General features: G+C 64.8%; 12 protein-coding genes. 9 read left to right on the top strand and 3 right to left on the bottom strand.

Going from position 1 to position 13,314, the window contains the following annotated elements:
• The first annotated feature begins 6 nt into the window (after positions 1-6).
• From V6F88_RS08970 to V6F88_RS08935, 8 genes are all read left to right on the top strand, one after another.
• Complete coding sequence (locus V6F88_RS08970) at positions 7-1,347, top strand: ABC transporter permease (RefSeq protein ID WP_332609001.1); 1,341 nt, start codon at positions 7-9, stop codon at positions 1,345-1,347.
• Between the two features lie 9 nt (positions 1,348-1,356).
• A complete protein-coding gene (locus V6F88_RS08965; protein ID WP_332609000.1) occupies positions 1,357-2,073 on the top strand; it encodes an ATPase in 717 nt (238 codons plus the stop codon).
• Positions 2,027-3,226 (top strand): sugar ABC transporter, encoded by a 1,200-nt coding sequence (locus V6F88_RS08960; protein WP_332608999.1) that lies wholly within the window; start codon positions 2,027-2,029, stop codon positions 3,224-3,226. Before V6F88_RS08965 ends, V6F88_RS08960 begins: the two co-directional genes overlap by 47 nt.
• Positions 3,219-5,123: a Vi polysaccharide transport protein VexE gene (locus V6F88_RS08955; protein ID WP_332608998.1), complete on the top strand. Its 1,905-nt coding sequence runs from the start codon at positions 3,219-3,221 to the stop codon at positions 5,121-5,123. The genes V6F88_RS08960 and V6F88_RS08955 overlap by 8 nt, the downstream gene beginning before the upstream one ends.
• Positions 5,124-5,135: 12 nt before the next feature.
• Positions 5,136-6,344 (top strand): pectate lyase family protein, encoded by a 1,209-nt coding sequence (locus tag V6F88_RS08950; RefSeq protein ID WP_332610222.1) that lies wholly within the window; start codon positions 5,136-5,138, stop codon positions 6,342-6,344.
• A 141-nt stretch (positions 6,345-6,485) separates the two neighbouring features.
• A complete protein-coding gene (locus tag V6F88_RS08945; protein ID WP_332608997.1) occupies positions 6,486-7,490 on the top strand; it encodes a cyclase family protein in 1,005 nt (334 codons plus the stop codon).
• Between the two features lie 72 nt (positions 7,491-7,562).
• The gene (locus tag V6F88_RS08940; protein WP_332608996.1) at positions 7,563-8,549 is read left to right on the top strand and encodes a tripartite tricarboxylate transporter substrate binding protein; all 987 of its coding nucleotides are present in this window, start codon (positions 7,563-7,565) and stop codon (positions 8,547-8,549) included.
• Positions 8,550-8,617: 68 nt separating this feature from the next.
• Positions 8,618-9,079 carry a carboxymuconolactone decarboxylase family protein gene (locus V6F88_RS08935; protein ID WP_332608995.1) on the top strand — a complete coding sequence of 154 codons (462 nt, stop codon included), beginning with the start codon at positions 8,618-8,620 and terminating at the stop codon, positions 9,077-9,079.
• On the opposite strand, the gene V6F88_RS08930 is transcribed toward V6F88_RS08935, so the two are convergent.
• The 3 genes from V6F88_RS08930 to V6F88_RS08920 all read right to left on the bottom strand — a co-directional run bounded on the left by V6F88_RS08930 (position 8,970) and on the right by V6F88_RS08920 (position 12,226).
• Positions 8,970-10,571 (bottom strand): TolC family protein, encoded by a 1,602-nt coding sequence (locus tag V6F88_RS08930; protein WP_332608994.1) that lies wholly within the window; start codon positions 10,569-10,571, stop codon positions 8,970-8,972. The genes V6F88_RS08935 and V6F88_RS08930 overlap by 110 nt on opposite strands.
• A gap of 11 nt (positions 10,572-10,582) precedes the next feature.
• Entirely contained in the window at positions 10,583-11,725 is a 1,143-nt protein-coding gene (locus V6F88_RS08925) for an HlyD family secretion protein (RefSeq protein WP_332608993.1), read from the bottom strand.
• Between the two features lie 81 nt (positions 11,726-11,806).
• Complete coding sequence (locus tag V6F88_RS08920; RefSeq protein WP_332608992.1) at positions 11,807-12,226, bottom strand: DUF3302 domain-containing protein; 420 nt, start codon at positions 12,224-12,226, stop codon at positions 11,807-11,809.
• Between the two features lie 166 nt (positions 12,227-12,392).
• Between V6F88_RS08920 and V6F88_RS08915 the strand changes: the two genes are divergently transcribed.
• Positions 12,393-13,310 (top strand): helix-turn-helix domain-containing protein, encoded by a 918-nt coding sequence (locus V6F88_RS08915; protein WP_332608991.1) that lies wholly within the window; start codon positions 12,393-12,395, stop codon positions 13,308-13,310.
• The last annotated feature ends 4 nt before the right edge of the window (positions 13,311-13,314 follow it).

Below are 13,314 nucleotides of genomic sequence, written 5' to 3'. Positions count from 1 at the left end.
GTGTCGATGAGTAACGAGGATCGGATCAAAGGGTGGCGTAACCGCCGCAAGGACAGTAACTACGCGGTAGGGTCGGGCGTCGATGCGTGGCGCCTGGACCCGGCCGCGCTGTTTGAAGCCCAGGCCACGCCCAGCGTGCTGCTCAAGCCATTGCTTGCGCGGCTGCTGGGCGAGCCGCACGACTCCGTTGCCGCCCGCCGGGCAGTGTACGAAGCGGTGCAGGCCGAGCTGGATGCGGAGATTGCGCGTAGCAAGGTCGATGAGACGCTGGCCGATTTTTCACGGCGGCGGCTGCGCCTGATCGTGCGTCTGCTGGAAACGGACATCCGCGCGGGCGTGGACGTCTTCGCGTCGGGCTACATGCCCGCCAAGTTGATCGCGGAAGACGAACGGCTGGCGGCGGCGCATGCGCGGCGCGTCGAACGCCGCAAGCAGGACGAGGCGCGCGATGCGCGCCGCCATGCGTCGCGCAACGACATCGCGCTGGAAATCGAATTGCCGCAGGGCGAAGCCGCGGATCTTGCGATCTTGCGGCAACGCTTGCAGGTGCTGCATGAAGGACACCACCCGGGCAGCGCCGGCCGTGGGCAGCCCGTGGGGCGCACGCTGATGGCGCTGTTCGTGTATCAGCTGCGCGTGATCCACGGCGAAAGCCGCATCGCGCTGCTGTGGGCGCTGGTCGGCCCCGTCGTACTGCTGACGTTGATTTCGTCGCTGTACATCCTGATGGGCACGCACTTCATTCTTGGCATGGACGTGCAAACGTTTTCGCTGTTGGGAGCCACCACATGGATCATGTTCCGGCAGATCGTTTTCCGAAGCAGCACGGCCTATATTTCGGCCCGGGGGCTGTTGAACTTTCAGGGCGTCACACCGCTGATGTGCGCGCTGGTGCAGGCGATGATCTACGTATCGGTGTACCTGGTGGTGTTCGCCGTGCTGATCAGCGCGGGTCACGCGCTGGGGATGATCACGCTGCCGGAAAGTTGGGCGGGCTTTATTCTGTTCGTGGTGCTGATGGGCTGCTGCGGGTCGGCAATGGGTGTGCTGTTCGGGTCGATTGCGACCTTCTGGCACTTCTTCCTGCGGCTGGCGCCCGTCATCGAACGGGGCTTGCAGATCTTCTCCAGCGTGTTCTTCGTGTCGGAACAGCTGCCCGAGCATCTGCGCCCGTGGATCTTGTGGTCGCCATTCGCGCACGGCATGCAATTGCTACGTTCGGCTTACTTCGCGGCCTACGATTCGCACGATGCCAGCCTGGGCTATTTCCTGACGGCATTGGTGTTCATGATGGTGGTTGCCCTGGCGGCCGAACGTCTTGCACGCCCCAATGTCCAGCCGATGTAAGGGGGCCAGATGATTCACCTGAACGGCGTCACTGACGAACCCTATGCCTTTGGCAGCCGGCAACCGCTGCTGGCCAACGCCACGCTCGACATACCCGTCGGGCGCTATGCCCTGCTGTCGCATACGCCCGAGATGCACCGCCAGATTGTCGACGTGTTGTGCAACCTGCGGCCGCCGCGCCAGGGCTTCGTCAAACACGACGGCAATGTCTCGTGGGCGATCGGCCGGCAGGGCTTTATCCGTGGCAAGGCCGATGGCCTGGCCGTCATCGATTTCGTCTGCGAGATGTACGAGATCGATGTCGAGGCCACGCACGAATTGGTCGCCGACCTGATCAGCGATCCCAAGGTGCTGGCCAAACCCATGGAACATTGGCCGCTTTACGCACGGCAGGAGTTCTCGTTCGCCCTGGCGCTGGCGCCGGCGTTCGACGTTTACGTGATCGAAGGGGCCATCCCTTTCGAACCCTGCCGGTTTACCCGGCTCTGGCTGGCCCTGTTCGAAGAGCGGTTGATCGGCCGGACCCTAATTCTCTCTAGTTACCGCCAGAACCAGATGGCGGACTACTGCCTCAAAGGCTTGATTTATGAACGAAGCGCTCTCAGCATCGAAGACGACCTCGACCAATGCCTCAGCAAATACCCCCCGCGACGATCTCGAAGCGACTCCGGCACCGGCGATGACGTCTTCGGAGGCGGCTTCGAGGACAGCCAGCTCGGGATCTGAGGGCGGCTCTGAAATCGAACGCCGCCGTCGCGAACGGCAGGCCGCGCTGCGCGAGCGCCGGCGCCATCGCTGGATCAACGCGTTCATCGTCATCGTGCCGGTGGCGCTGGCGCTGGTCTATGTAATGTTCGTCGCCACCCCGCGCTACGAAGCGGAATCGCGTTTCTTCGTGCAGTCCGGCTCCGGCCAGCAAGGCGGCGGAGGCGGCGCGGCAAGCCTGCTGACCACGGGCAACATGGGCGGCATGCTGGGCGGCTTTGTCGACGGCTGGGCGGTCAGCGATTTCCTGAAATCGCGCGATGCCATGCAACAGCTGGACAAGAAAGTCGGGCTGCGCCAGTACCTGATCCACACGGGCATCGACCCCTTCAACCATCTTGCCGAGGACTCCAGCGAAGACGACCTGTACCGCGCCTATCAGTCGGCGGTGCACGTGTCGTTCAACGCGTTGGAGCAGATTGACGTGCTGCGCGTCAGCGCGTTCTCGCCGGAAGACGCGGCGATGCTGTCCAAGGCGTTGATCGGCCTGGCCGAGGAATTCGTCAGTTCGATGAACGAAAAGGGCGTGGCCGACAAGCTGAAGGTCAGCGAAGAATCGGTCAGGTTGGCCGAGCAAAAGGCGCTGGCCGCGCGCGAAGCCTTGACGGCCTGGCGCACCACGCACGGCAACATCGACCCCACGGCCACGGTGGCCATGCTGTTGAACCTGTCCAGCCAGCTGGAAACCGAGCTGAGCAGTGCGCAGATCAATCTGGACAAGATCCGCGCGTTGGAAAACAAGGATCACTTCATGCTCAAGCCCGCCCAGATGCAAGTGGTGGCATTGCAAAAGCGCATTGCGTCGGTGCGCCGCCGCTTGAGCGGCGACGGCAATGCCGAAGCCAAGCAGCTCAAATCCTATGAAGCGTTGCGCAACACCCAGGCGTTCGCCGATTCCAACCTGACACTGGCGCAGCAGTCGTACCAACAGGCAATGACGGACGCGCTGCGCTTGCAACGCTATCTGTCCATCATCGCGCAGCCGGTGCCCACCGACCGCCCCAGCAGCCCACGCACCGCCATCCTGTTGCTGCAAGCGCTGGCGCTGGGCTTTGTGCTGATGTTTGTTTCGCGCGTGGCGATGGCATTGTTGAGGGGGCTGCGTCATGGTTGATACCGCCGTTGATGAACGTCGCGCCCAGGCCGACGCCACCACGCAGCTGCGCGAAGTCATCCGCGATATTCTGGCGGCGGACGAACCCGCCGGCCAGATGGCCCGGCTGGGCCCGGCGCTGGCAAAGACGAACGAGGGCTGGCGCGATGTGCGTCGCCTGCTGGTCGCGCCCTGGATGCGCGAAGCGAAGCTCACGCCGGCCATCGCCGCGCTGGAAACGCTGATTGCGGCGTACCCGGCCCGCGCCGATGACCGCCGTCTGCTGGCCAGCCTGCTGGGACGCACCAAGCAGTGGGACCGCGCGATTGCCGAAGCCGACGCCGCGGCCGGCATCGAGCCCGCCAACGCGTCCTTGCACGCCGCGCGCATCCAGTTGCGCGTGCAGGCCGGCCGCGTGGCGGAAGCCGCCGTGGTCGCACGCGCCACGGTGTCCCTGGCGCGAGACGAGCCCGCCGAAGCGTATGCCTGGATGATGGCCTTTGCGCGTAACGGCGACACGGCCGAAGCGGCGGGCATCGCGGCCAGCCTGGACCCGGACCAGTTGCAAAATGAACGCGTCGCCACGATGGCGGTGCGCGCCTTGCTGGAAGACGAGCGCGCCGAGGCGGCCATCCAGTTGGGTGACAAGGCATTGAGCGCGGGCCACGACTGCCCGCCGTTGCGCGCGTCGCTGGGCATGGCGCACCTGCGGCGTGCGACCGAGGATGACCGCAAGGTGCACGCGTTGACGCATTTTGAAGCCGGCCTGGCGGCCGCGCCGACGGACGTGCGCCTGTTGACGCTGTACGGCGAAACCCTGCTGCGAGCCGGCCGCTACAAGGAAGCCGCGGCCCCGTTGGCGCAGGCCATCGAACTGGCGCCCGAGCTGGAGCAGACGCGGGCCTTGTATGCGCGTGCGCTGCGCTACACCTTGCAGTACGACGATGCCGCCGCGCAGATGTTGAAGCTGGTCGAAAAGTCTCCCGACAAGCTGATCTGGCAGCGCTCGGCCATCGGCGCGCTGTCGCAGGCGGGCCGCAAGCAAGAGGCCGAGGCGCTGTACACGCAGTACGTCGCCACGCGCAGCGCAAACCTGCCCAAGACCTTCCAGGAAGCCATGGCGCAGATGGAACAGCGCCTGCACATGGCGCCGATTCCGCAGGCGCGGCTGGACTGGGCCTGGTCGCTGCGTGGCGACGCCAACGCGGATCGCGCGGACTGGGAACGCCGCGCGCGCTGGGGCCACATGATCGACCATCTGCTGTTCGACTGGCTGGAATGCCGCGAAGACGATGTCGAAGAGGCCATGCAGTTGCTGGGTGAACTGGATACCGGTGAACGCTTTTTCGCGCCGCTGCTGGCGGCCGGCAAGGGCGTGGTGGTGGCGACGGCGCACGTCGGGCCGATGTATGCGGGCTTGATGGCGCTGGAGCTTCTGGGCATCCCGTCCCGCTGGCTTGCCACCGCGCCCACGGTGGCCCAAAGCAGCTATGCCACGGCCTTGATTTCCACCGCCGATCAAACCGAGGCGCAAGTGGCCAAGGCCTGCATGCGCGCCATCAACTCGGGCTACGTGCTGTGCCTGGCCATCGACGGCGCGGCGAATCCCGCCGCGCCTCGCACCACCTTCGAAGGTCAGGAAGTGACGTATTCCAGCTTTGCGTCGCACCTGGCGCATCGCATGGGCGTGCCGTCGGTGTTCTACGCGCCGCGCTGGGAAAACGGGCAGGTGACGTACACGCTGGCCATGTTGCCGGCCGCCAATCCTGGCGAAGACGCCGACGCCTACGCGCTGCGATGGCAGAAGGCGTATTTCGAACGGCTGCGCGAACACGTGGCCGGCCCCCCTGAAAATCTGCGCTTGAGCGGCGGCATCTGGCGTCATGTGCAGTCCGCGGATCGCTCCGCGCAGCAATAGGAACAAGCCTTGATGAAGTCTGCAATGAAAACGATGCGTTGGCTGCTTGCCGTGGCCCTGTTGCAAGGCGGGGTGGCGGCCGCGAATCAAGCGTGCCCCAGCCCCGACGAACACTGCCCGCTCGTTTCATCGCTGCTGTCTCAACGCGAAGGCTACGGCGCCAAGGCCACGGGCGGCCTGGGCGGCAAGTTCATCGAGGTGACCTCCGACAAGGATTCGGGACCGGGCACCTTGCGCGCCGCGCTGGCGCAAGCCAAGAAGGGCCCGACCTGGATTCGCTTCGCATCCGACATGACGATCGTGCTGGACAAGCAGTTGCGCGTGCCATCCAACGTGACCATCGACGGGCGCGGCAAGCGCGTCACCTTGATCGACGACGGGCTGGGCGTGTATGGCGTGCAGAACGTCATCCTGACGCACCTGACCATCGACGGCCGCCTGAACCGGCTGACGCAGGCCGTAAACGTGGCCAATGGCAGCCGCGATGTATGGGTCGACCACATGGACCTGTCGCGCATGTCGGACCGCTTGCTGAATGTGAAGAACGGTTCGACGGACGTCACGATTTCATGGACCAAGTTCCATAACTCGAACAAGGTCATGCTGCTGAACAACATTACGTCCAAGAACCTGTTCCAGAACTACGAACGTGATTCGATCGCCCGCGTGACGCTACATCACAATTATTTCTTCAACACCGTGCAGCGCAATCCGCGCGGGCAGTTCGGCACGTTCCACCTGTTCAACAACCTGCTTGAAGACTGGGATTTCTACGGCATGAGCTTCAGCCTGGAAGCCAAGGCGCTGGTCGAAGGCAACATCTTCAACAACACGACGCAGCGCAAGTGCGTCGAACCCGAGTTCTTTCCCACGGTGGAAGGCGTCAACGTCAACTACTGTCATTACATTCCCATTGCCGCCAAGCGCAGCGCGCTGGACAACGGGGAATCGGATCGCGGCGCCTACGAGAAATTGAAGTCTCGGCACGGCTACACGCGCGATTACAAGGCGTTCCTGCGCCTGAAAGACAACCTGTACCTGGGCGATGCCAAACCGGTGTTGCAGGACTATCGACCCGATGCCGCGCCGACGCCACCGTATTGCTACGGCTACGAGCACCCCACGCCGGAATTGGCCGACAAGATCCGCAAGTTCGCCGGCAATACCGGTGGCGATACGCCCTTGCCTGCATCAAGAACCGGCGCCGGCTGCGGCGGCTAGGCGTCAAGGCCCCGCGACAAAAAACTGTCCACCCTGAGATACACCTGGGTTGTTGTCCCCCTGAAATTGCGACGCAACGTGTTGCAATAAGCGTAACAACGTTTACAAATTCGTCCCGCCAAGGACGAGGGGACAGTGACCATGAGTCAAACACCACGATACCTGCGCCGCCCGCAGGGTTCGAACTGGGGCGATTTCGGCCACGACGACCAGTTGGGCACGCTGAACCATCTGGATAGCCAGGCCCGCCTGGCCGCCGTCGCGGAAATCAAAACCGGGCTTTCGTTTTCGCTCAGCCTGCCGCTGACGGTGCCGCGCGCGCCCGTGCTCAACCCGCGCCGCAAGGGGCCGTCGATCCAGCCCGCCGAGAAAAACGGCGTGCCGGTATATCGATACCCGCTGGGCCTGGACGTGCCCGGCGCCACCGACGTCGTCAGCGACGACCGCGTCACGCTGTCGCCGCAGTACTCCACGCAATGGGACGCGCTGGGCCATGTGGGGTCGATGTACGACGCCCACGGTACGGGCCAGCCGCAGCCCACCGGCTACAACGGCTTTACCGTCAGCGAGCCTGCCACCGACAACTTCACGGGTACCCGCGACCTGTCCATTGCGCCGATGGCGCGCCATGGCATCCAGGGGCGCGGCGTGATGGTCGACCTGCGCGCCCGCTTCGGCGATGAACACCGCAAGGTGTCGTACCGCGACCTCATGGACGTGATCCAGGCCGATGGGGTGCAAGTGCGGCCCGGCGACGTGCTGTGCCTGCACACCGGCCTGGCCGACCTGGCGTTGACGCTGGGCGATCACGAACAGGAACGGCTCAAGACCAGCTGCTGCGTGCTGGACGGCGCGGACGCGCAACTGCTGGCCTGGATCAAGGACAGCCGCATCGCCGCCATCGCGGCGGACAACCACGCCGTGGAACTGCGCAACCATCAGCTGGACGCAGGCCCCGGGCCGCTGTTGCCCCTGCACGAACAATGCCTCTTCAAGCTCGGCCTGCCGCTGGGCGAGCTCTGGCATCTGACCCCGCTGGCGCACTGGTTGCGCCAGCATGGCCGACACGCTTTCTTCCTGACCGCCGCACCCATGTACGTGCCCGGTCTGGTCGGCGCGCCGGTCAACCCCATCGCGACCGTCTGACCCTGTCAGGCGGATCGCGCAACGATTCATCATCAATCGAATATCCCCTTCGGGGAGTTGTGAGGAGCACACATGAAGAAGACCCGTTTCGCGGCCTTGGCCGCCTTGCGCCCGCTGGTTGCCGCCATTGGCCTGGTCGGCGCTGTTGGCGCGGCCAACGCCGCCGGTTATCCCGAACAGCCCATCACGATGGTCGTGCCGTATTCCGCCGGCGGCGGCGCTGACAACGCCGCGCGCATCATCGCGCAGGGCATGAGCGAAGTGGCCGGCCAAAGCGTCGTGATTGAAAACAAGGGCGGCGCCAGCGGCTCGATCGGTGCGGCCTTCGTGGCGCGCGCCAAGCCGGACGGCTACACGGTGCTGTTCGACGCGTCCGCGTTCTCGATCAACCCGGTGCTGCGCAAGCTGCCCTACGACGCGAAGAAGGACTTCGTGCCGGTCTCGCAGGCTGTCAGCGTGCCTAACATCCTGGTGGCGGCGCCGGGCTCGGCGTTCAATAACCTGCCCGACTTCATCAAGGCCGCGCGCGCCAATCCGGGCAAGTACACCTTTGCTTCGTACGGCCCCGGCAGCCTGGCGCAGATGGCCGCAGAACTGCTCAAGAAGGACGCGGACGTGAACGTCGTGCACGTGCCCTACAAGGGCGGCGCGCCGGCCATCGTGGACGTCATGGGCGGACAGGTGGACGTGTACTTCGCCAACGCGGCATCCAGCCTGAACTACGTCAGCGGCGGCAAGCTCAAGGCGCTGGCGGTGTCGTCGGCCAAGCGCATGCCGGAACTGCCCAACGTGGCTACGGTCGGCGAAGCCGGCATCAAGAATTTCGACGTGGTCGAATGGAACGGCCTGTTCCTGCCGGCCGGCGCCAGCCCGGAAGTGGTCGCCAAGCTGCAAGAGCTGGTGCAAAAGGCGCTGGCGCGTCCCGAAACGCGCGACAAGCTGGCCAAGTTGGGCCTGACGCCCGTGGGCAGCAGCGCCGCCGACTTCGCCAAGTTCGTCGACGCCGAGCAAGTGCGTTGGGCCGAGGTCGTGAAAGCCAATAACATCACGGTGAACTGATCCACCGACGGGAACGGGCGCTGTGTCGGCCCGTTCCCTGGTCAACCCGTTGCAGGGAGAAGCACACGATGAGCCGAGAAGAGGACTTCGAACGCGGCCTGGCGAACCGCCGCGCCGTGTTGGGTGACGAATGGGTGCAGCGTTCGCTGGACCGCGCCACCACGTTCACCGCCGATTACCAAAACATGATCACGCGTTACGCGTGGCACGATATCTGGAGCCGTCCGGGCTTGCCGCACAAGGCGCGCCGGATGATGGTGCTGGCCGTGACGCTGTCGCTGGGCCGCTGGGAAGAGTTCGAGCTGCACGTGCGTGCCGCGCTGACGGCGCCCGACGAATCGCGCCTGACGCCCGACGAGTTAAAAGAAGTGCTGTTGCAGAACGCCATCTACGCCGGCGTGCCGGCGGCCAATACGGCGTTCAATCTGGCGCAGAATATCCTGCGCGAGGTGGCTGTGCAGATCGGCTATGACCTGGCAGCGGCGGATCCCCGGCAAGCGGATCTGTTTGGGGCGGGCTCGCAGCCGTAGCCCGCGAGGCGAGCTGGTCGCTGTCGGCGCCTGGTGGCGTGGCTGCTTGCGTTGCGGCTTGCGTTGCGGCTTGCGTAGCCGTGGGAATTGGTGCAACCGCCTCAAACCGTCCGCCCAGCGCCAGATGCAGGTTCACGCGCTGCACCAGCCTTTCGGCGCGGATGTGCAACAGGTCGCTCTGCACGCGCAACGCGTCGCGCTTGCGCTGCAATACATCAAAGTCGTCGAACTGGCCGATCTGCCGCTGCACCTGGGCCAACGTCAACGCGCGTCGGCTTTCGGAATATTGGCGTTGTATCGCTTGCTCGCGCATCGCCAGCTGCTGCTCGCCCGTCAAGCCATTTTCCACTTCGGCCATTGCGCCCAGGATGGCGCGCGCGTACAGCGCCAACGCTTCACGCTGTTGCTCGGTGCGCAATTGCAGCGTGATCTGGCGGCGGCCCGCATCGAATAGCGGCCACGCCAGAGAGGCTCCCACCGGGAACACCCAGCTTTGCATGCTGGTCGCCAAGCCCGAATAGTCTTTGGTGAAACGCCCCGCGCCGGCAAATATCGCAATCGTGGGCAGGCGCGCCGCCTTCGCTTCCTCGGCGCCGAAGTACGCCGCCACCAGGCGTTCGCGCGCGGCCACCAGATCGGGCCTGCGGTCCAGCAGGGCCAGGGGCAAGCCGGGCGCAAGGGGCGCGGGCGAATCCGGCATGGCTTCGTCGGCCTGCGCCGCGCCCGCGGGGTAGCGTCCCAGAATCAGTTCCAACGCGCGCAGCGCCTGCACTCGCGCCAGTTCGCGCTGGGCCACCACGTCCGCCGCCGCCGCCACTTGCTCGGACCACTGCGCCACTTCCAATTCGCCGACCCTGCCGATGCGGCGGCGGTACTCGATCAGCTTTAGCTGGTCGCCGGCAGTGTTCTCCAGCTCGCGCGCCAAGGCAAGCTGGCCGCCGGCTTCCAGCGCCGCGATCCAGCTTCGGGCGGTCAGGGCGCCGATGGATTGGCGGGCGTAGGCGTAGTCGGCTTCCGATGACCGGTAGCCCGCCTCGCCGGACAGCTTCTCGGCGCGGGCCCTGCCCCATAGGTCCAATTCCCAGTTCATCAGCACGGCATAGCCGTTGGCCGAGAACGCACTGCCGGGCGTCGGATCGGTGGCGGTGCGCGCGCCGATGCCGACCGTGGGCAGCAGCGATGCCCCCGCCAGCCGGGCCTGGTGCGCGGCCTGTTGCATCCGGCTGGCCGCGATGCGCAGGTCTACATTGTTGGCCAGCGCTTCGTCGATCAACGTTTGCAGCGTGCCGGTCTGCGCAAACCCCGCCCACGCGGGCTCGAATGCGGCAGCCTGCGCGCTGGTTGTCCACGCGGCCGGCACATCGGTGCCGGCCATGGCGTCCTTGATCATGGCATCGTCCGCGGGCCGGTTCAGGTTGGCGCAGCCGGCCATCAGCATGGCCATGCATGCCAGGGGCAGCGCGCGGGGAAGGAGAGGCAGGGGCGCGGACATGGGCGGGCCGGTCAGTGCAGCTTGAGAACCAGATAGTCCAGCTTGGACGACACGCGGAAGATGACTTTGCGCACCATATGCAGCGCGGGCAGGCTTTCCGTGTAGATGGCCGCGTTGCCCCGGGCGCCCATGGCAAACACCACGTCCTCGGGCGCTTGCAGGTCTATGCGCACCGCGTATTGCATCGGCGCGGCGGCGCTGGCGCCTTCCGCCGTGGTGCCCGGCAAGGCGCCGGACGCCTGGAACTGGCCTTGCGATGTGGCCCACACAATTGAATCGACGCTGCCTTTGAACACGTGGCCGGGCACGGTGCGCAAAGACACCTCGACCTCGTCGCCCGGCTTGACCTTGGTCAGCTGGTTCTGATCGAAGAACGCGATGACCTGCTGCGAGGTTTCAACAAAAGACATGATGGGGCGCAAGGGTATCGCGGCAGCATAGGAGCCCACGCGCGCTTGCAGGTTGATGGCGTATCCGTCCGCCGGCGCATACAGCGTGGTTTGCGCCAGCTCCCATTTGGCCGTGTCCAATTCGGCCTTCACCTGCGCTACGGCGGCCTGGTCGCCTTCGTACATGGCGCCGATGTTCAGCCGGATCTTCTGTTCCGCTTCGCGCGCGGCTTCCCAGTTGGCCTGCCGTACCTTCAGTTCGCTTTGAAAGCTCTGCACGTCGTATTGGCTGCCGGCGCCGCGCGCGGCCAGCGCGGTGCTTTGGCGCAGCCGCATGCGGGCCAGATCGACCTGAGCCAACGCCGCCGCCGTCATCGCCCTGGCCGAGGATAAATCCCGGTCCAACGATTGCTGCGTGGCCTGCGCATCGATCAATTTGGCTTCCAGTTGCCGCAGCTTCAAACGATAGGGCTCGTCGTCCAGGCGCAGCAGCACGTCGCCCTTCTTGATCAGCCGATTGCCTTCCACGGCGATCTCAACCACGCGTCCGGTCACGCGGGGAACGACTTCCACGACGTAGTTGGTCACGCGCAGTTCGGCGGACGAAGGCGTGACGACGTTGATGATGAAAATAAGCGCGGTCAGGCCCGCCGCGCCGACCGCCACCACGCCCACCTGCGATTGGATATTCCAGGGCAGCAGCTTCAGCTTGATGAAGATCAGCCACACCAGCACGCCGTAGAAGAGAGCAATGAGTTCAAGCATGCGAACCTCCTTGACCCGTGCGGCATATTCCAGTCGCGCGAACGCGGCGACGCGACATGTACACCAGCGGCGCGCCGGCCATCAATCGTCCGGTCTGGATGGAGGGGGCGGTATATCGGCGGCGGTCGCCGCGCCAGGCGGCTCATCGTGCGTGTCGCGGCCATACGCCATCTGATACCCGATGGGTTTGGTATGGGCCCACAGCCACGCAAAGGGCCACAGCATGCCGCCGAACGCCAACGACAAAAGACACAGCGATTTGATGGCTTCGGCTTGCGGGTGGTGGCGCTTTTCGGCGATGACTTCCGGCAGGACGTGCAGCTTCCAGAATATCCAGACGGCCAGGACGGGCACCAGAACCAGCACCACCCAGACCAGCACATCGGCGATGGCGTCTTCCCAATGGCCCGCTGCGGCGTGCGCCGTGCCCGGCACCATCGCGGCTGGGACGGCCATGGCCAAGGCCACGGCAAATCCATGTCGTGAACGGGCTAAAGACATTTCGCGCCCCTTTTCCCAATGGGATACCGATAACTCAACGCGTTGCCGGGGTGGCTTATTGCGAAACAGCACATTGATTTTCGCCAGTGACCCAAGGATGTGTCTATGCTAATTTCGGCAATATGTTGTCAGATCCACGTCGTGGGTACCTTGCGCGGGGAAACAGATGGATCTTCATCATTTCAAGTCGCTCGATTCTTACGCCGACGCCATCTTCGACGCCCAGGCACGCGTATTTCTCTTGGGTCGCGGTGGCGGGGGATGGCATATCAGCCGTTTCGACATTGACGGCTTCGATCTCCAGCAGGGCAGTGCCGCCGTTTCAAACGTGTGCGAAGCGGTGTGCCGGTCTACTCACCTGACGTTGCTGTTGTCGCAGCCTTCACCCGCACAGGCCTGGCTGAATGGCGCGCCATTGAATGCGGCGGCGCTGGGCATATTGGCGCCGGGCAAGGGATATGTCTTTCGCGCGGCGGGCCCCAACGAATGGATCAGTATCGCGTTGCCGCTGGATGCCGATCGGTTCACAGGCGATGGCCTGATGGCGCAGACGTTCAGGCGGTGGCGTAGTGCGGGCGGCATGGAGAAAACAGACCCCCTGCAATGGGGCGCCCTGCGCGAAGCGGCCCTGATGGCGATGACGCCCGCCTGTCCTGCCGCCATCGGCCGCCGCTTAATTGAACGCAGGCTGTTCGACCTGATGGCCTGCCGCTTCCCGAACGACCCGTGCAAGGGCCGCCCTTCGTCATCCCTGGCATTGCTGTGCGATGCCACGCTGACCGTGTTTCGCGAGCGTAATCAGAATGCCCACGTCGAAGACATCCGTCGCGGCCTGAAAATCAGCGAGCGTAGTTTGCGCGACTTCTTCCAGACATGTTTTGGCATCGGCCCGGGGCATTATCTTTGCCTGCGCAAGCTGCACGACGTGTATTGGGACCTGGCATCCGGCAAGGACACGCGGATGACGGTGGCTGACTGCTTCTTGCAGCACGGCTATTCCTATTCGACGCATTCCGCCGCGCAATACCGCGCGCTGTTCCTGGAAACCCCTTCGGCGACGCGCCTTCGGTTTCATCCGCAATAGCGGT

It is taken from the genome of Achromobacter sp. ESBL13, assembly GCF_036668755.1.
Lineage (GTDB): Bacteria > Pseudomonadota > Gammaproteobacteria > Burkholderiales > Burkholderiaceae_B > Achromobacter.
Note: the sequence above shows the minus strand (reverse complement) of the source record. Positions and strands in the feature narration are given on the sequence as shown.

Bases quoted from the DNA above. Each gene is read 5' to 3' on its own strand.
- V6F88_RS08955 (WP_332608998.1), top strand. From the start codon at position 3,219: ATGGTTGATACCGCCGTTGATGAACGTCGCGCCCAGGCCGACGCCACC.
- V6F88_RS08920 (WP_332608992.1), bottom strand. From the start codon at position 12,226: ATGTCTTTAGCCCGTTCACGACATGGATTTGCCGTGGCCTTGGCCATG.
- V6F88_RS08950 (WP_332610222.1), top strand. From the start codon at position 5,136: ATGAAGTCTGCAATGAAAACGATGCGTTGGCTGCTTGCCGTGGCCCTG.
- V6F88_RS08960 (WP_332608999.1), top strand. From the start codon at position 2,027: ATGACGTCTTCGGAGGCGGCTTCGAGGACAGCCAGCTCGGGATCTGAG.
- V6F88_RS08915 (WP_332608991.1), top strand. From the start codon at position 12,393: ATGGATCTTCATCATTTCAAGTCGCTCGATTCTTACGCCGACGCCATC.
- V6F88_RS08925 (WP_332608993.1), bottom strand. From the start codon at position 11,725: ATGCTTGAACTCATTGCTCTCTTCTACGGCGTGCTGGTGTGGCTGATC.
- V6F88_RS08935 (WP_332608995.1), top strand. From the start codon at position 8,618: ATGAGCCGAGAAGAGGACTTCGAACGCGGCCTGGCGAACCGCCGCGCC.
- V6F88_RS08965 (WP_332609000.1), top strand. From the start codon at position 1,357: ATGATTCACCTGAACGGCGTCACTGACGAACCCTATGCCTTTGGCAGC.
- V6F88_RS08970 (WP_332609001.1), top strand. From the start codon at position 7: ATGAGTAACGAGGATCGGATCAAAGGGTGGCGTAACCGCCGCAAGGAC.
- V6F88_RS08945 (WP_332608997.1), top strand. From the start codon at position 6,486: ATGAGTCAAACACCACGATACCTGCGCCGCCCGCAGGGTTCGAACTGG.
- V6F88_RS08930 (WP_332608994.1), bottom strand. From the start codon at position 10,571: ATGTCCGCGCCCCTGCCTCTCCTTCCCCGCGCGCTGCCCCTGGCATGC.
- V6F88_RS08940 (WP_332608996.1), top strand. From the start codon at position 7,563: ATGAAGAAGACCCGTTTCGCGGCCTTGGCCGCCTTGCGCCCGCTGGTT.